At 66.4% G+C, this 16,789-nt stretch carries 15 protein-coding genes and 1 pseudogene; 4 read left to right on the top strand and 12 right to left on the bottom strand.

Annotated elements, in window-relative coordinates:
- Positions 1 to 401: 401 nt before the first annotated feature.
- Positions 402 to 1,742 carry a wax ester/triacylglycerol synthase family O-acyltransferase gene (locus OU415_RS25445; protein WP_270951723.1) on the bottom strand — a complete coding sequence of 447 codons (1,341 nt, stop codon included), beginning with the start codon at positions 1,740 to 1,742 and terminating at the stop codon, positions 402 to 404.
- Between the two features lie 980 nt (positions 1,743 to 2,722).
- Positions 2,723 to 4,054 (bottom strand): patatin-like phospholipase family protein, encoded by a 1,332-nt coding sequence (locus OU415_RS25440; RefSeq protein ID WP_270951722.1) that lies wholly within the window; start codon positions 4,052 to 4,054, stop codon positions 2,723 to 2,725.
- A 156-nt stretch (positions 4,055 to 4,210) separates the two neighbouring features.
- Between OU415_RS25440 and OU415_RS25435 the strand changes: the two genes are divergently transcribed.
- Together OU415_RS25435 and OU415_RS25430 are read left to right on the top strand one after the other, a co-directional pair.
- Positions 4,211 to 4,819, top strand: coding sequence for a hypothetical protein (locus OU415_RS25435; protein WP_270951721.1), 609 nt, complete (start codon positions 4,211 to 4,213; stop codon positions 4,817 to 4,819).
- A 6-nt stretch (positions 4,820 to 4,825) separates the two neighbouring features.
- Positions 4,826 to 5,143: pseudogene (locus OU415_RS25430) on the top strand (lipase maturation factor family protein); the annotation flags it as partial.
- A gap of 275 nt (positions 5,144 to 5,418) precedes the next feature.
- Here the strand turns inward: OU415_RS25430 and OU415_RS25425 are convergent.
- The 6 genes from OU415_RS25425 to OU415_RS25400 form a co-directional block, all read right to left on the bottom strand.
- Positions 5,419 to 6,189: an SDR family NAD(P)-dependent oxidoreductase gene (locus tag OU415_RS25425; RefSeq protein WP_270951720.1), complete on the bottom strand. Its 771-nt coding sequence runs from the start codon at positions 6,187 to 6,189 to the stop codon at positions 5,419 to 5,421.
- A gap of 88 nt (positions 6,190 to 6,277) precedes the next feature.
- A complete protein-coding gene (locus tag OU415_RS25420; RefSeq protein ID WP_270951719.1) occupies positions 6,278 to 7,321 on the bottom strand; it encodes a zinc-binding dehydrogenase in 1,044 nt (347 codons plus the stop codon).
- The gene (locus OU415_RS25415; protein ID WP_270951718.1) at positions 7,306 to 7,872 is read right to left on the bottom strand and encodes a 2,4'-dihydroxyacetophenone dioxygenase family protein; all 567 of its coding nucleotides are present in this window, start codon (positions 7,870 to 7,872) and stop codon (positions 7,306 to 7,308) included. The genes OU415_RS25420 and OU415_RS25415 overlap by 16 nt, the downstream gene beginning before the upstream one ends.
- A 58-nt stretch (positions 7,873 to 7,930) precedes the next feature.
- Positions 7,931 to 9,535, bottom strand: a complete 1,605-nt coding sequence (locus tag OU415_RS25410; RefSeq protein ID WP_270951717.1) for an MFS transporter — start codon at positions 9,533 to 9,535, stop codon at positions 7,931 to 7,933.
- Between the two features lie 76 nt (positions 9,536 to 9,611).
- Positions 9,612 to 10,016 (bottom strand): RidA family protein, encoded by a 405-nt coding sequence (locus OU415_RS25405; protein WP_270951716.1) that lies wholly within the window; start codon positions 10,014 to 10,016, stop codon positions 9,612 to 9,614.
- A gap of 27 nt (positions 10,017 to 10,043) precedes the next feature.
- A complete protein-coding gene (locus OU415_RS25400) occupies positions 10,044 to 10,874 on the bottom strand; it encodes a phytanoyl-CoA dioxygenase family protein (RefSeq protein ID WP_270951715.1) in 831 nt (276 codons plus the stop codon).
- A 102-nt stretch (positions 10,875 to 10,976) separates the two neighbouring features.
- Between OU415_RS25400 and OU415_RS25395 the strand changes: the two genes are divergently transcribed.
- Positions 10,977 to 11,627: a TetR/AcrR family transcriptional regulator gene (locus OU415_RS25395; protein WP_270951714.1), complete on the top strand. Its 651-nt coding sequence runs from the start codon at positions 10,977 to 10,979 to the stop codon at positions 11,625 to 11,627.
- Positions 11,628 to 11,665: 38 nt separating this feature from the next.
- Here OU415_RS25395 and OU415_RS25390 read toward each other — a convergent pair whose 3' ends face one another.
- The 4 genes from OU415_RS25390 to OU415_RS25375 all read right to left on the bottom strand — a co-directional run bounded on the left by OU415_RS25390 (position 11,666) and on the right by OU415_RS25375 (position 16,445).
- The gene (locus OU415_RS25390; RefSeq protein ID WP_270951713.1) at positions 11,666 to 12,958 is read right to left on the bottom strand and encodes a flavin monoamine oxidase family protein; all 1,293 of its coding nucleotides are present in this window, start codon (positions 12,956 to 12,958) and stop codon (positions 11,666 to 11,668) included.
- A gap of 46 nt (positions 12,959 to 13,004) precedes the next feature.
- Entirely contained in the window at positions 13,005 to 13,895 is an 891-nt protein-coding gene (locus OU415_RS25385) for an MBL fold metallo-hydrolase (RefSeq protein ID WP_270951712.1), read from the bottom strand.
- Between the two features lie 75 nt (positions 13,896 to 13,970).
- Positions 13,971 to 15,284: an NAD(P)/FAD-dependent oxidoreductase gene (locus tag OU415_RS25380; RefSeq protein WP_270951711.1), complete on the bottom strand. Its 1,314-nt coding sequence runs from the start codon at positions 15,282 to 15,284 to the stop codon at positions 13,971 to 13,973.
- A gap of 309 nt (positions 15,285 to 15,593) precedes the next feature.
- On the bottom strand, positions 15,594 to 16,445 hold the full coding sequence (locus OU415_RS25375; RefSeq protein ID WP_270951710.1) for a PLP-dependent aminotransferase family protein: 852 nt from the start codon (positions 16,443 to 16,445) through the stop codon (positions 15,594 to 15,596).
- Here OU415_RS25375 and OU415_RS25370 point away from each other — a divergent pair.
- A complete protein-coding gene (locus OU415_RS25370; RefSeq protein WP_270951709.1) occupies positions 16,438 to 16,632 on the top strand; it encodes a dsRBD fold-containing protein in 195 nt (64 codons plus the stop codon). The two genes, OU415_RS25375 and OU415_RS25370, sit on opposite strands and share 8 nt — an antisense overlap.
- The last annotated feature ends 157 nt before the right edge of the window (positions 16,633 to 16,789 follow it).

Raw genomic sequence — 16,789 nt, 5'->3', positions numbered from 1 at the left:
CCGACGGGATCATCCTGGGGTGTCGATCGGCTGCCGGGTTATTGCTGGCTCGTTCGTCGAGTGTTGGTCGTTGTGGGTTCGGCCGGAGGGGGTTGCGGTGACCCACCAGGTTGCTCGTCGCGTGTCGGCCACTCGGTGCAGGCGGATCCGTGGGCGATCGAGCATGCGGGCCGCCCAGGGTTGGATCCCGTCGTGGGTGGCGCGTTGTGCGGGTTCGTCCTCGCTTGGGGTGGCTTGCATGGTGGCGGATTCGTGCCAAGTCCCGTCCAAATCGACGAATCCCAATACCCAGCGGGGCGGGTTCAGTTCCAGTTGGACCACGGTGTTGCGGTGCGGGGGTGTGGGTGTGGCCCGCTGCGGCTTGTGTGTCACCTGGTACTCGCAGTGGCGTGGACCGGTTATCAGTGGTCGGTGAGTTCGGCGACGGCGTGGGGGAGCGCATCGCTGAGCTTCTCGAGGTCTGTGACTGCGTCCCGGTTGGCTTGGATGCCGATGTGGATCGTGTCGCGGAAGGGCGTGATGGCGATCGATAGGGCGTGTCCGGCGGCCAAGGGTGCCAGCGGGTAGAGCTCGCGGAGCGGTGCGCCGCCCAAGGTGACCTTCATGTCGGGCAGCGGCACGCTGGTGATCACGGTGTCGAACAGCAGCCCGGCCGTTTGGGAGGCCACCGGAGCGGCCAACTGGTGCGCCAGCGGTGGCATTCGCCCAGCGAGGATCGGGAAGGCGCCCGGCCCACGAAGAGGGCCAGTGGCCTTGTTGCGGTCCATGGCGGCGCGCACCAGCCGCACCCGGGATGCCGGGTCGGGCTCGCCCACGGGCAGTTCGCACAGGTACCCGGACAGCTGGTTGTGATCCGAGCCGGAGTGCTCGGGTGCCCGGAAGTTGACCGGGATCAGTGCCCGCACGGTGTGGCCGTCGAGGAGGTGGCCCCGGGCGGAAAGCCATCGGCGCAGCGCCCCGGTGATGATCGCCAGCGCCGCGTCGTTGGTCGTGCCGCCGTGGTGGGCGCGAATCTTTCGTGTTTCGCTTCTGTCGAGAGGGATCAGTGCCATGCGCCGGGACGCGCAGGCACGCGCGTGCAACGGCGAGCCCGGCTCGGGCAGCCGGATGTTGCGCAGCACGTCTGAGGCGATCCCCAGACCGTCCACGGTCTGTTTCACCATTGCTGAGGGATCGATGCTTGAGAGCGCGTTGAAAAGCCAATCCGGTCGTGGCAGGACACGCAGTGGCCCGCACGGCTGGTCAGGCGCCTGGTCGGCTGCTGGAGCGGGTGTGAATCCATCGAGCAGGCCGAGTCCCGTTTCGACGGCGGCACAGCCGTCGGTGAGGGAGTGGTGGAGTTTCACCGCTACGGCGAATCGATCGCCATCCAGGCCGCTGATCACGTGGATTTCCCACAGAGGGCGGGTCATGTCGAGTGGAGTTTCGTAGAGCTCGGCCACAAGCGCGGCCAGTTCGTCCCGACCTCCTGGTGCGGTCACCTGGTGGATGTGGACGTGGTCCGCGGCGCGGAAGTCAGGGTGCTCTTCCCAATGCGCCTGCCCGAGTGGCCACCAGCTGCGATGCAGCCGAAGTCGCATCCGGGGGATCTTCTGGGCCCGTTCGGCCAGCAGGCCGGCCACCTTCCCGGGCTGCATCGGGCGGTGCGGGGTGAACACCGCTACTGCGCCCAGGTGCATCGGAGCCGTCTGCTGCTCCAGACACACGAAAGCCCAGTCCAGCCCACTGACCGCACCCGTCATCGAAAAGCCCTCCTCGTTGCCAACGTGCCGCTTGGTCCCGTTCAAAAGCTCGAAAAATGGCTCAGCACTGGAAAAGCGGGACGATCTTGAAGATCAGATACCCAGGCGTCGGCACACGCGCGTCGCGATCTGATCCGCCAACGTCTCTGCCGGTTGCTGGTCCGCATCCTCAGCGTGGTAGCCATCCGCCCACCTCGACCCGGCCTCGGGCCACATCGGGCTTGACAGCCTACGGGGAGCCGTGGAATCGGGGTTCATGTCACTCCTGCGGACATTGGCCGCAGGAGTCATCGCCGCAGCCTTCGTAGTAGCCCCGAGCGTGTCGCAGCTCGTGCTCGCGTGCTGGGCGCTCCCCGCGAACTGAGGAGTGCGCTCGGTCGCGGTCCTGGTGCACACGTGCGCCCCCGCAACGCTGCAGCATTCGGCGAAACACCTTCCTGCTCCCTCCGCCGCACATCCGCTGCTCGCGGACTCGTCAATGGCTGGCGCAAGCAGCGAACTCGAAAAAATGGCAAAATCCCATCGCTCTTCCGTGGCAACGCGAGATCCACATAGTCCTCTGTGGTTTCCGCCGCAGAACGCCGAATGAGGTAGACCGTAGCCAGCCAGAGGAAGAATGCAACCGTGCCGGGAAGCGTTCACCGCTTCGATGCCGCGGGTAGTTGCTTCGGTATGTGCCAACGTCTTTCATGCACGTCGCCCACACGGGTAAGTCGTTGTCGACGTCACATCGCAGTCGGGAAGTGTGGTGACAGTCCGTGCCTCTCCGGATCGGAATGGCGTTGGCGGTAGCCAGCATGCAGTGACGAACGTCCCAAGTCCGCTACCGGTCGTCATGTGTGGCCGACACCATGAGTGCTCGCTCGGTCGGGTCCGATCCCTCAGGCGGCCTGACGGATTGCACCACGGTGACAGCGACCGGTCGAGACCGGATCCGATTCGGCATACGGCGACGACGACCTCGCCGCCCGCCTGGTCGGCTATCGCGACTCCTGATCAGGTTCGGCCGCGAAATCGGGGACGCCGGTGAGTGCCGGCAGCGGCCCGATCTGCCACGGGTGGTCACTGCTGGCGGCGTGGTCGAGGTAATGGCGTGCGTCGCGCTGACCCATGGCGATGAGCTCTTCCAGGTAATCGGGTTCGAAGTGCAGGTAGCTGAGGAGTTCGCCGTGGGCGGGGCTGTCGCCGCCGAGCAGGTGCCTGATCACGCGGTGGCGCAAGGCGCGCAGGCTGAGCTTGTGGTTGCTGGCGTGGAAGCTGTTCAGGGCGTGTTCGCCCATCGCGCCGCGCTTGTCCGGGGCGACGAAGATGTAGGGGACCCGGCGGTACGGGGGTTTGCCCCGGACGTACCGGTACTGCTGTGTTGCGTGTGCGATCGAGGGGTCGGTGTAGAAGAGGTTGATGTTGCCGAGCATGACGATGTCCTCGGCCAGGGGGTCGACGAGGGCGCCTTCGAGCACGTGCAACGCTCCGTCGGCGAGGTCTGGGGTCCTGCCCTCGTACTGAGCAGGTTCGTCTGATGGTGCGGTGATCGCATCGGTACCGATGACCACGATCCGGTCGGCGCCGAGGTCCAACGCCGGCTTGATCGGGGCGTTGAGCCGCGTTCCGCCATCGACGTACCAGCCACTAGCCTGCGGGGGAGAGTCGATGCGAACCGCGGGGAACAGCACCGGCAGCGCGGCAGAAGCCCGAAGGTGGACGTGGTCGATCGTTGCGGGGGTGTAGTCGAGGGCGTGGGACCGGTGCAGTGACCGCTGTGCCGTGCTTTCGACGAAAACGACGGTACGGCCTCTGCGCACGGCGGTGGCGATCACGGCGAGGGCATCTACGCCCGCATGAGCGATGTTGTGGTGGAGCTGTGCTAAGTCGATCCACTGCTGCAGTCGTTGTTCGAGCGGAGCCGGATCCAGCAGGCTGGAAAGCCGGACCCCGGGAAGTGCCAGCACCTCGCCCAGGTAGCGGGTTGCGTTGAGGGGCAACTGGTGGTGCAGCGGGCGCATGACGTGTTCAGGAGAGACGTCGCGCCAGCGTTGCAGCATGCCTGCGGCGGCGTCCTCGGCGCTGAGGTGGTGAGCCGCAGCGAGGTAAGCGGCGTTCATCGCGCCCACGCTCGTGCCCACGAAGAGGGACGGTCGTTGGCCGAGGCGCTCGAGCTCAGGCACGAGAACGGACACCGCGCCTGCCTCGTAGGCACCGCGCGCGCCACCGCCGGTCAGAACCAGCGCGATCCGCTCATTGTTCACTACGTCCATGGTGGCATCAGTTCGCGGGATCGCAGAGCTCAGTTGCATGGAGCTCATCCGGCACATCCATGCGTGGACGACCTTGAACGTTGGCTGCGTGGCGTTCCTAGTCCGTGCGCACGGTCAGTCGTGGGTTTGGGGTATCGGTGTTTCGTGATCAGGGAACCCCTGGGCTGTTGGAGGTTCTGCGCCGATGCGTGCGGACGAGATTGAGGGGGCGTGATGGGTCTGGTTCAGGAAACTCGGCGTTCGCTGTACGCCACCGTCGGGGCGACGGCGTGGGTGGTGGAGAGGCTGCGTGATGTTCCGACACAGGTCGAACACGCGTGGCAGGAGCGAGAGAGGGTGATGCACCAGCTTCAGGGCGCTTATGACCATCTCGCGGGCCGTGGTGAGGCCCTCGTGGGGGAGGCGCAGCAGGGGCTCGGGGACTTGGGCCGTGAAGTGGGGCAGGCCGCACGGCGCATTCCAGGTGTTGCGGTGGTTGAAGGGGAGCTCGCCGGGGCGGTCGTCGACGAGGAGGAGTTGCCGATTGCGCACTACGACAGGCTCACGGCGGCCGAGATCGTCCAGAAGCTACCAGGGTTGTCCCAGCGCGAACTGCGCGAGGTTCGCGGCTACGAGACGCGCAACCAGGCACGCGCGACGGTCGTCGGACGCATCGATGATCTGTGCGAGGAGGAGCCTTGGCCTGGCTACGACGAGATGAGGCTGGATGAAATCTTGCCGCGGATGCGCGCATCATCCGTTGCGGAGCAGGAGATGCTGGTGAGTTACGAGCGTCGTCACAAGAGCCGCCGGACGATAGTTGACGCGTTTGGCCACGGCTGATGTGCTCAGAGCCTGACACCGATACCCACGCTGCTGCGGCGGGTGCGGTTCCGCGACGTGCCCAGCCTGTTCCACCTCTACTACTCTGACCGGTTTTTCGTAGTCGTGGCCTGCGGTGGTGCCCTCATCAGCGCGGCCGTGCTGGCCGGCGCGGGCGACGCGGTCCCGCTGTGGGCGCACATGCTGATGTGGCTGTCGTTGTGGGTGCTGTACCTGTCGATCGTCAACGTGGGTCAGAGCTGGTACGCGTTCTTCTGGGAATCGTTGCTGCTGGAAGCGGGCTTCCTCGCGATCTTTCTAGGCCCGGCCTCGGTGGCGCCCCCGGGGAAGGGATCGTGCGACGGCACCACCGCGTGGTGCCGTTCTGGGCCCCCGGTCGGCGTGAATCGTTGCCGACGCTGCGGAACCCTCTCGGGCCGATCCACCTGGCGGGCGATTACCAGCTCGACATGCCTTCGCTCGCTGACGCGGCGACGTCGGGGGAGAACGCGGCAAAAGCAGTTCTCGCGAGTCTGAGGCCCTGATACCGAAGGCTGGGTCATGACCGTCGGGCTTCTGACCGGGTGTCATCAGGAACCGCTGAGGCTGTACTCGAGCGGTCATCTGGCCGAGTATGCGCCGTCCACGAAATGCGAACTGCCGTTGACGAAGGATGCGCGTTCGGACAGCAGGAATGCCGCCATCTCCGCGACTTCGTCTGCGGTGCCGAGGCGTCCGGCAGGGTGCAGGCCGATCAGGTATGCGCGTTCCTCGTCGGTGACGTCGGCCAGCAAGGGAGTATCGATGAAGCCGGGCACGATCGCGTTGATCCGCACTCCGCTGAGCGCATATTCCAGCGCGGCGGTCTTGGTCAGGCCGATGACGCCGTGCTTGGCGGCTGCGTAGCCGGCGACGCCCGGGAAACCGTTCACGGCGCAGACCGAGCCCAGGTTGACGATGGCACCGCCGCCGGCAGTGAGGATGGCGGGCAGTTCGTACTGCAGCGAGTAGAAGACGCCGTCCAGGTTGGTGGAGATGACGCGACTCCACTGGTCTTGCGGGTACTCGGCGGTCGAGGTGACGGCGCCGATGATGCCGGCGTTGTTGACGGCCAGGTGCAGAGCGCCGTGCTGGTCCACAGCGGACTGGACGGCCGCCTCCACCGATGCCGGGTCGGTGACGTCGACACGGATAGCGATGGTCTTAGTGCCTTTCGTGCGGAGTTCGTCGGCGATCTCCTGAGCGCCCGTGTCGTTGATGTCGGCAATGGCCAAGGTGGCGCCGCCGGCGGCCAGACGGCGGGCCACGGCAAGGCCGATGCCGGAGGCGGCGCCCGTGATCAGGGCGGTTCGACCGGCGAACTCGGTGGCGTAGTCAGTGGAAGGGTTCACGGTTTCTTCCTTTGAGGTGTGAATCGGGCTCTTTCCGAGGAGAGGGGCGGCCGTGCCTTCCGAACCCGGCGGCACGGCGCGGGTGGGCTTAGCGGCGCGGATCGATCAGGACCTTCGCGTCCTGCGGGGAGTTCGACAGGCCGTCGAACGCCTCGGGCACCTCGTCGAGCTTGATGGTGCGGGTGACCAGCGGCGTGATCGAGAAGTCGCCGTCGACCAGGTGCTCGAAGGTGCGGGCGAACTCGTCCGGCGTGTACAGGAACGCGAAGCGCAGGTCGAGCTCTTTGAGCACCGCTTGTGCGGGCTCGAAGCCGTCGGAGGTCATGCACAGACCGGCCACGACGATCTTGCTCCCGGGCGGGGCACCGAGGATGATCTGCTGGATCACTCCCGGTGCTCCGACGCACTCGAAGGCCACGGTCGGCATCGGCTCTGTGCCGGAGGATGTCGCGATCGTCGCCCACTCCACATAGGGGGAGCTCCGTGCCGGGTCGACGACCAGGTCGGCTCCCAAGGACTCGGCGAGACGTCGCCGCTCGGCGGAGAAATCGGCGGCGACGACCGGGCCAGCGCCCCGCGTGCGAAGCACCGCGATGAGCGCAAGACCGACTGGCCCGCACCCGATGACCAGCGGAACGTCGTCCGGGCCGAGGTCGGCGCGGACCACTGCGTGGTAGGCGACGGCGAGTGGTTCGGTGAGCGCGGCCTGGTCGGTGGGGACGTGGTCGGGGACTTCCAGCAGCAGCGCTTCGGAGAGCACCATCCGCTCGGCGTATCCGCCTGGGGTCTCGGGGCCGCTGAAGCCGAGGAAAGGCTGGTCCGGGCGGGAGAGTGACGGCACCGAGACGACCCGTCGGCCGATCGGGACCCGGCCGGTGGTGCCGGGACCGTGGGCGAGGACTCGCCCGACGAACTCGTGGCCGAAGACGATCGGCCGGTCGAGATCGAGGACATCCGTGCCGTGGGCGGCGCGTATCGAGTCATTGAATTCCGCACCGTACTGCGCACAATGCAGGTCCGAACCGCAGATACCGCAAGCGAGAACCTCGACCAGAACCTCTCCATCTCCTGGCACCGGGTCCGGCAGCTCGGCGAGGTGCAGCCGCCGACCCTGCATCACGACGGCGCGCATGCGCCCTCCGTCTCCACATAGCCGGCCGCACCGGTGCTGATGTAGCGCAGCTTCACACCCTGTTCCTTGGCGAAGCCGGTAAGCCAGTGCTTGATGCTGACCGCGTCGATGATCGAGTGGAACTGGCCGTCCTCGGTGAAGTTCACGTTGGCCCCAGTGACCATGACCAGCATCACCGTGTCCTCGGTGTTGTCTGCCGGCGCGTGCAGCGTGTGGACGGAACCGCCGGGCTCGAAGAGGTAGGAGCCCGCCGTTTGCGGCTGATCCGGGTATTCCTGGTAGTACCACCGGCCTTTCAGCGTGAATACCTCCGCCGTGCCGGTGTGGTAGTGGATCGGCACCGAGGTGCCCGGCTCCATGTGGAACATGACCACCCACCGGCCGGCTTCCAGATCCAGGCGGAGCAGCTGGAGCTTGGTGCCGGGCTCGGTGTCCACCAGGGGGACTTCGTTGACGTCGAGGGTGAGCAGCTCCGCCTGCGGCAGCGCGAACAGGGGCAGTTCGGCGCCGGAATTCGTCGCTGCTGCAGCGGGTTTCAGCGCATCGGACACAGTGGTTCTCCCTTGTCTGCCTTCGTGGATACAGCGTTGGATTCGGCTCCCACGCCCCCTACTCGTTCGTCTCCCGCATCGGTGCTTTCCCGGCCGCTGCCGCGGTTCTGGGGTATGCCGCGGTGCCGAGCTCTTCGGCGGCGACCCCTTCCAGCGGACGCTTCGCGGTCCGGGGACCGAACAGGACGACCAGGACCGAGGACACGACGTAGGCGACCGCCGCAGCGACCATCACGCCGCCCATGCCCCAGCTGGCGAAGAACGCCGCACCCAAGAAGCCGGAGGCCGCACCGCCGACCCGTCCGACGCTGAGGACGATCCCGCTGCCCAGGCCGCGGACTTCGGTGGGCATCGTTTCCGGGATGTAGGTGTAGAAGGCGATGACGACGAGCCCGGTCACGATGGCGGCGGCTCCGCCCGACGCGATGACGACCCAGCTGGACGGGGAGACACCGAGCAGGACCAGCGGTACCGCGGTGATGACCGACGTGGCGAAGATGACGGTCTTCCGCTCGATCCGGTCCATGAAGAGCAGAGCGATGAATGGCGTTACGCAGTAGACGACGTTCCAGACGAGCTGGATCCAGTACGCATCGGTTTCGGGATAGTTGAGGCCGTAGACGAGTGAGTAGAGGGCCCAGTTCTGGAACAGGTAGTAGCCCAGGGTCGAGCCGAAGAAGCCCACGGACACGACGAGGAGAATGCCGATCATCCGCTTGTTCCCGAAGACCTCGCGCAGCGACGGCCTTCTTGTTTCTCCAGCGACGACTGAAGGTTCGGGCAGCGGTCCGCGACGGAGCGCGCGAGCCTCGAGCTTTTCGACGATCTTCTCCGCCGCATCGAGCTGTCCGCGAGAGAGGTGCCAGCGCACCGACTCCGGCATGGCGAAACGAACCAGGGGAGCGATCACCAATGCACAGCTGCCGATGAGGAACAGGTGCCGCCAGGTATCCGGCCCGCCGTGGGGGATCGCGAGCAGCACCAGCAGGGCGATCACCGGGGCGATGACCACGAACCCGAAGTTCAGGATCGACACGAACCGGCCACGAGTTTTGCTCGGGAACATCTCGGCGACGTAGACCAGCAGAACCGACGTCGCCGCTGCCGCTCCGATCCCGGTGACGACCCGGGCGAGGACCATCACCTCGAAGTTCGCTGAGAGTGCGGTCGCCAGTGCGCCGAGGGAGTAAAGGGCGGTCGACCACGCGATGACCGACCGCCTGCCGAACCTGTCGGCGATCCGGCCACCGACGAGGCCGCCGACGATCATCCCGACGAAGAAAGCGGTGGTGACCGCACCGATCTGGGCCAGCGTGAGGCCGGCGTGCTCCTGGATCGCGGGTGTGATGTAGGCGAAGAGCGCGTTGTCGTAGAATTCGAGTGCCAGGTTGGCGGCCAGGATCGAAATCCAGATGGCGTGCGGGGCCATTGCCGGCAAGCGGTCGAGCCTGGACGTCAAGTCCGCGGACTTCGATCTTCGGGAAGCCTTGTCCGATTCTGGATGAGTCATTCTTTTTCCTTTCATGCGACAGCTCGATCGCACGCGTGGACGAGAAAGACCCGATTTCGGCAGATCAAATGCAGCTATCGCCGTCACGTCGACCTCGAATGGCCACCATTCCGGAAGGTGATCGAGGCCAGCCCCGTCTGCGGTCGTGGGCAAGCTGATTCATCGGTGAGGGGGAGCTGCTGCGTGGATGCTCCCAGCCGGGATGTCGCGTTCGCGTGTCGTATCCGGGTCAGCTGTTGCCGCTGCCGGCCACGGCGACGACGCGGATCTCGACCAGCAGTTCAGGGCGGGCCAGCTGGGTCACTCCGACCGCGGTCCACGATGGGTACCGGTCGGGGATGTACTCGTCCTTGACCTCGATGAATTCTTCGATGTCACCGCGGAGATCGGTGTGGAACGTCGTCAGTTCGACGATGTCGGCCAGGTTCGCGCCAGCGGCTTCGAGGGCGGCTTTCACGCCTTCGAACGCGAGCCGGGCCTGTGCTTCCATGCCGTCGGCGGCAGCTTTCGTGGAGGCGTCGATGCCGACCTGGCCCGACACCCAGATCAGGTCGCCGACACGGGTCGCCTGTGAGAAGTGCAGTGAGTCGTAAGTGGACCGGGTGCCGGGTGGGTTGATCGATTCGCGCTTCATCGCGTCGATGCTCCTCGCGAGATCCGGTCAGACGACCTGGCGGAAAACGGGCGAGCGGAACGGGTCTCCGGGGTTCAGCTTCGCCATCTCCTCGGCGAACAGGACGCCGTTGCGTGCGTAGCGCGGGTTCGATTCGGGAAGGGGCCGGAACGTGGCGTCGTCGCCGAAGAAGCGCAACACCAGGGTGTGGCGGTCCGGGCAGCCGGCGTCGACGCCGGCGCCGCCGTGCAGCGAACGGGGATGGAGCACAACGACGTCACCGGGATCGACCTCCCACGAGATCACGTCGTAGGCGTCGGGGTCGACAGCCCGCTCGGCGTCGATGTTCGGCAGGCGGGGCAGGGTGCCGTCACCGTAGAGCGGATCGGTGGGATCGTCGGGGTCGGCGAAACTGGCCCCGTCGTACTGGATTCCGCGATGGGAGGCGCGGACGATTTCCAGCGAGTTCTGCTTGGGGATGTGCTGGAAGGAGATCCACGCGTTGCCCCAGTGCTGGCCGGCCCACGGCAGGTTCGCGGTGTCCTGGTGCCAGGGACCGCGACCGCTTTTCCCGCCCGCTTTGAGGAACACTTCCTCGGCGAAGTACCAGACGTGCTCCGAGCCCCACAGTTCGGCGAACATCCGGCCCAGCGGCAGCGACGCAACCAGGTCGTCCAGGCGGTCTTTGGCGAGCGGGTTGGCATTGTCGATGTGGGTCTGCAGCTTGGTCCCGTCGAGCCCTTGGAACACGTACGGCCCGGGATTGGCGACGGCCCAGTCGAACGCTTCGCGGCACCGCGCCAGCTGCGCTTCGTCGAGGCAGTCCTTCATGAGGACGGCGCCGTCGTTCCGGAAAGCTTCCCGCACTGACTCGTCCATGGGTTCTTCCTTTCTCACATCCGGTGTGATGGGGAACACGGTAGAAGATCCGACGCTTTTACACAACGATCGTTATGAAAAATCTGTGGCAGAATCGATGGAGTGCCGAAGACGAACGCCTCACCGCCGGGTGGCGAACCGGTCGCGCAACGCGGTCGCCCTGCCGGGGACCACGCCGCGAAGCGGGCAGAGATCCTGAAGGCGGCGGCCTCGGTCATCGCGGAGGACGGCTACGCCAAGGCATCACTGCGCAAGGTGGCCGAACGTGCCGGATATACGACCGGGGCGGTGACCTACTACTTCGCGAACAAGGAGGAGCTGGTCACCGCATTGGCCGAAAGCCGGTTCGACCGCTACGACGCGATGCTCGAGCCGGCCCGGGCCAAGGCCGACATCAAGCTGCTCTATGAGCAGTGGCTGGCGATGACCACCGGCGATCCCGAGTACTGGCCGGTGATGTCCCAACTCCTCACCCATGCGCGGTACGAACCGGCTCTGGCATCCATCATCGAGCAGCGCTACGCGCGTTATCACCGCCTGCACACCAAGATTCTCGAGGCCGGGCAGGCGCAGGGCACCATCCGCGACGACATACCCGCCGACCTGCTCGCCGACCAGCTCGCCGCCATGGGCGATGGCTGGATGATGATGTTCCCCTTCGAGCCCGAGCGGTTCGATCCGAGCCGGGTCGAGGCGCTCATCGATGCCGTGCTCACCTTGATCGCGCCTATCCCGGGCACGTCAGGCTCGTAACCGGTGAACTCGTCGTCCCGGGTGCGGTGCGGATGTGCTCAGCCGCCGTGGTCGGCCAGGGCGCGAGCGATGTCCCGGGCCGCCCTGGCGCCGCTAGCAATGGCGCCGTCGATGCCGCCCACACCGACCGCCGCGATGTCGCCGCCGGCGAAATGGATGCGCCCGTGGGGCTCGCGCATCAGCGGCACCGCCCGGGTCAGGTTTCCAGGTCGGTGATGAACCCAGGTGCCTTGGGAGAACTCGTCGGCGACCCAGTCGTGAGCGGCGGTGTCGACCACTTCGATGCCGGGCACTAAGGTCCGCAGGGCCTGCTGCACCGCTTCATGGTCCTCGGCGCTGATGGCTGAGGCGTCGGAGCAGAAGCACACGATGAGCGTGTCACCATCGTGGCGGTACTCCGTCTTGGCTGTGTTGATGGGGTGCTTTCCGACCGGGGCGTTGGCCACGAAGGGTTCGATCTCGCCCTTGGCCCGCACCCAGATCTTGCTCGTCCTCATCGGGTGCCGTTGGTCGATCATCTCGCGCACCGACTGCGCGACCGGGGGCGTGATGACCACGTCGCTCAGGGTGTTGATCGGGAGGGCGATGACGGCGCGTCGTGCCGGGATGCGCTCGCCGCCGCGGGTGGTCGCGACGACCCCGGGGCCGTTGTCCTCAATGGCTGCAACCGGTGTGGACAGGCGGAGTTGGGCCTTCGAGTCGCCCGCGATCGCTTCGAGCAGACGTCGGGTCCCGCCCTCGATCGGCCAGTGACCAGCTGTTTCGATGAAGGCGTGCCAGTCGCCGAAGCTGGTCGCGACCCAGAGGAGGAACTGCGCCATTCCTTGCTCGCCGTACGAGCAGACCAGTGATGACAGCACACCGTCGAGCACATCCCGGTCCCATGTGGACAGATGCAGGGAGTCGATTCGGTCCGCGACTGTTTCCTTCTCGATCGCACTGGTTTCGGCGGCGCCGGGCTCGAACGGCCGCGGGAACCACTTCCGCGCGTCACCCACGAATCGAGCGACAAGCGGGCCGCCGAATGCGGTGTATTCGGCGGGCGTCCCGGAGTGCACGTCGTCGTCGGCGAGCCAGTAGATCTTCTCGACCGCCAGCGGCGTGGACAGGCTGATTTCGTAACGTTCGAGTTCGTGCCAGACATTCGGCTGGGTCCAGTGCGCGTACGCGCCGCCGAACTCCACCGAGCGGCCGAAGGCTTCGCCGGAGTAAGTCCGGCCGCCGATCCGGTCGCGCGCTTCGAGATGGATCACCGAATGGCCCGCAAGGCTGAGATCCCGGGCCGCGGTCACGCCGGCAAAACCGGCACCGATCACCGCAACGTCATGCATAGTGCGCGGACTCCCTCCACGAATGACAGATGATGGTGCAGTGCGACTACGTCGCGCGGTATCGCCCTGGCTCGACTTCCGCGACCAGGCTCTTGCCGATCAAGCGATCCAGGTGCTGACTCGCTGTCCGCCGCTCGACCGGCGTCACGTGCGCACCTTCGACGTGCGGCCGGTAGACCAGACGGTGCTCGGCGATGTCGTCGATGTTGCGTGGTTCGCTGAGGAACTCCAGTAGTGTCGCGTCCCGTTTCTCCACCACGCCAGCGAAATCGTCGAGCCGCCTGCGGAACTCGGCGGAACCGTCGATCACGCCCTTCTGGTGCGCTGTGCCGTACCAGCGAGCCTCGATGTCCCGGCACCGGCGCATCGACGCCTCGAAGTCCACCAGACTGCTGCTGAGGTCGCCGTAGTACGGGCCGAACGAGCTCAGGTCGATATCGGCCACGAACAGAAAGCCGTCCGGCTCGATCAAGAAGCCGCTGTGACCAGCTGTGTGACCGGGCAGATGCACCACGGTCACAGTCCGCCCGCCCAGGTCGAACTCGGTGCCGTTGGTGAAGCCCTGGGCATCCGGCCAGCCCTGCACGTGGAATTTGTCCCGCAGTGCCCTGTCAGCATCCGCAACAGCGTCGGCCGGGAGGCCGAATCCGGCGACCATCATCTCGCGGGACTGCAGCGCAGCCAGGTCCGCGTCATGAACGTGGACCGGCACGTCGTAGTTCCCGAGCCCGGCGACGTGGTCCTCGTGCGCGTGGCTGATGAGGACCAGATCCGCTGGCGGTGCGGCTTCGACGAGCGACAGCGACGGATCGATGACGAGCGTGGCGTCGGTGCCGCGCACCAGCAGGGAATTGCCGAACGGATACGCACCCCGATTGGTGCCGCTGAGCACGGTGACCTCGCCGTAGTTCTGCTCCGTGTATCCCGTGGCGACCAACTGGCCCTCCTGTACGTTCTCGGTTGATTCGGTCCGGACGTGGTCGAACTTGGAAAGCCTTGGGGACAGGAGTATTCAGCGCTTGCTGCTGTGAAGCCGGTCTGACAGCCGGTCGATCGCCCACATGGTGCGCAAGGTCAGCGGGCTGCAGAAGAGCGAGGGAGCGAACCGCGGCTGCGCGCGCCATACGGTGCCGAGATCGTCATGGAGCTCGTCGCCGGCGAGTCGGTCCGCGAGCAGCGTGCCCAGGTAAGGCGCTTGGGCAAGGCCGTGGCCGTTGCAACCGATGAGATAGGAGACGTTCTTCGTGGCTTCACCAGCGACGGGCAGCCACGGCGACGTCATCGCGATCCACCCGCCCCACGTCCGATCCAGCGCGACGTCACGAAGCGACGGGAATCGGGTGCGAAAGCCGCGGGCCAGGTCCGCGACGGCGGCTGGGTCCGGTGTGCGGGACTCCAGTGCGCCCCGCCCGGCCGAGAGGCGGCGAACACCGAAGACGATCGTGCCGCGCGGCGTGAGGCGGTAGCTCTCCATGATGTTGTGCTTGGTGACGATGCCGGAACGACTCCTCCAGCCGGTCGCTTCCAAGCGTGCGGAATCGATCGGATCAGTCTCGACCATGCGGACCCATACGGGATTTGCCAGCCGTTTCGGGGCAACCGCGAGTTCGCGGGAATAGGCGTTGGTGGCGAGCACGACCCGCTCGGCACGGACGTGGCCGCCCGGCACGTTGACGACGACTCCCGCGCTCGTGGGTTCCACGGTTCGAACGGGGGTGCGCTCGAACACCCTCGCCCCCGATTCGAGTAATGCCTCGCGGAGCCCGAGCGCGAACTTGCCGGGATTCAGCAGCCCTCCGAGACGTTCGAAGAGGCCTGCGAGGAACGTTCCCGGCAAGCCGAGATCGCGCCCGCTGCCGAACTCAGCCTCCGATCCTGCCTTGTGGAGGATCTGCGCGGTTCGCCGCACTTTCTGGATTTGGCCGCCTGAGACGGCGGCTTCCACGTTGCCGGTTGGCTCGTAGTCGCTGTCGATCGCGAGCCGCTGGAGGAGTTCTTCGGTGAAGCGGACCGCTTCCTGCGAGAACTGGACGATGCCCCGAAGGCGATGGGGCTGCAGCGCTCCCAGGAGCCGGGGATCGCCTGGCGGCGCGCCGGACAGATGGCCGGCGTTGCGGGAGCTTGCCCCGACCCCGCAGAACCCGGCTTCGAACAGGGCGACGTCGGCACCTCGTTCGGCCAGCCGCAGCGCTGCTGCCATGCCGGCGTAGCCGCCACCGACGACGGCGACATCGCAGGCGAGTTCACCCTCGAAAGCCGGCAGGACTTCGCCCGGGGGATCGATCCAACCGCTGAACGACGAGTAGGTGATTCCATCGATGGCCACATCACACCTCTTCTGCCGTTGGAGCACCGCCGGCGACCCGATCCAGGCACAGAAGCCGAGCGCTAACAACTCAGCTGCGTCGACCGCGGCCAGAAGTCCGCCCGCCGGTCACCGCTAGGTCGTTCACGTTGGTCAGGAGATCCCGCTGTGAGCGCTAGATGATGGAGGCACCGTATCGAGCCCCACGATTTTACGCAACGGTCGTGATGTAAATTCCCGAGGTGAGGCGATCGTGCACGGGAACTCCGCGCAACTGCACCCCGCTGGTGAGCACGGTCTGCTTGCTGATCAGCTGGAAATGCCTCGAGATCACACGGACGCCTTCTCCCGCACGAGACCGCTGATCAGGTTGACCACTCCTCGGCTCAGCACCTCGTCCAGCGCGGTGAGGAACGGTTCGACCTCGGCCTCTGTGGCGACCAGCGGCGGGGAGACGATCAACGCGATCTCGCGGTTGGACCCGTAGAAGGTGAGGATGTCGTGGTCGCGGTACAGAGCGGCGATGACCGCCGCGGTCAGGATCTTCGACCGCGCCTGCGGGTCCTGCGCGAACTTCGAGGGGACCAATTTGAGCGCGGAGTCCACGAGGGTGCCTCCGGTGTGCAGGAACACGCCGTGTAACGCGCCTACCCCAGCGGTCCGCCGGATCAGCTTGGGGTACTTGTCCGCGATGCCCCGCAGCCCGGCCTCCAGTCGCTCACCCAGTTTTCGCGCCAGGGACGGATAGTCGTCCTCCACCGCGATCGAGACGGCCTCCAGCGCGGTGGCCGTTTCCTCCCCGAACCCGAAGTACGTGGTGCTGTGTAAGGTCGCGTCGACGACGTTGCCGTACGCCCGGCGGAAGATGGGTTCCCGCGCAACGTAGCCGGAAATCGATGACTTCCCGCCCGCCGAACGACTTCGAGGTGGTGACCACGTCCGGGACCAGGCCGGGGTAGCGCATGAAGTGGAAGAGCGTGCCCGTCTTACCCCAGCCCGTGTACACCTCGTCGAAGCCAAGCTTGGGTGGGTGGTGCGGCACTTCGCCTCGGTCCGGCGCACGGCGTCCTCGGCGTGCTCCGCGCGCTCCGGGTCGTCGTTGGCGATCACGACGTGCAGCGGGGCGCGTCGGCGATCCGCTTCCGCGGCAGCCCATTCGGCTGCGCGATCGGAGTTGCGCACGCGGGATGCGACCGATCTGCAGGGCAAGGGTGTGGCCAAGCGCAATCCCGACGACACCAACGTGCCGGAGATCGGGGCTGAACAGGCTGCGGCGCGCGCGTTGTTCGAGCTGGCCCACCACCTGCTGCGAGCAGCGACGGACGACGTGGAGCAGCTGACCGGCGAACCAGCGCACCTGCACAGCTGACGCAGCAGCAGGGCTTGATCAGGTGGAATCCGCGGACGCGCGACTGGGACGTCCGCGCGTGCAGCACCACGGTGTCCGATGTGGACTCGTACGAGTGGTGGTCGGTGAGGTGCTGGGTGTTGAGCGTGCGGTAGCGGGCGACACCGCTGTTGGTCAC

This window comes from Saccharopolyspora oryzae, assembly GCF_027853915.1.
Taxonomy (GTDB): domain Bacteria; phylum Actinomycetota; class Actinomycetes; order Mycobacteriales; family Pseudonocardiaceae; genus Saccharopolyspora; species Saccharopolyspora oryzae.
This window is presented reverse-complemented; position numbering and strand designations above follow the sequence as displayed.

Coding starts and splice junctions, on each gene's coding strand:
- OU415_RS25445 (WP_270951723.1), bottom strand. CDS start 1,742: ATGACGGGTGCGGTCAGTGGGCTGGACTGGGCTTTCGTGTGTCTGGAG.
- OU415_RS25440 (WP_270951722.1), bottom strand. CDS start 4,054: ATGTGCCGGATGAGCTCCATGCAACTGAGCTCTGCGATCCCGCGAACT.
- OU415_RS25435 (WP_270951721.1), top strand. CDS start 4,211: ATGGGTCTGGTTCAGGAAACTCGGCGTTCGCTGTACGCCACCGTCGGG.
- OU415_RS25420 (WP_270951719.1), bottom strand. CDS start 7,321: ATGCGCGCCGTCGTGATGCAGGGTCGGCGGCTGCACCTCGCCGAGCTG.
- OU415_RS25405 (WP_270951716.1), bottom strand. CDS start 10,016: ATGAAGCGCGAATCGATCAACCCACCCGGCACCCGGTCCACTTACGAC.
- OU415_RS25400 (WP_270951715.1), bottom strand. CDS start 10,874: ATGGACGAGTCAGTGCGGGAAGCTTTCCGGAACGACGGCGCCGTCCTC.
- OU415_RS25390 (WP_270951713.1), bottom strand. CDS start 12,958: ATGCATGACGTTGCGGTGATCGGTGCCGGTTTTGCCGGCGTGACCGCG.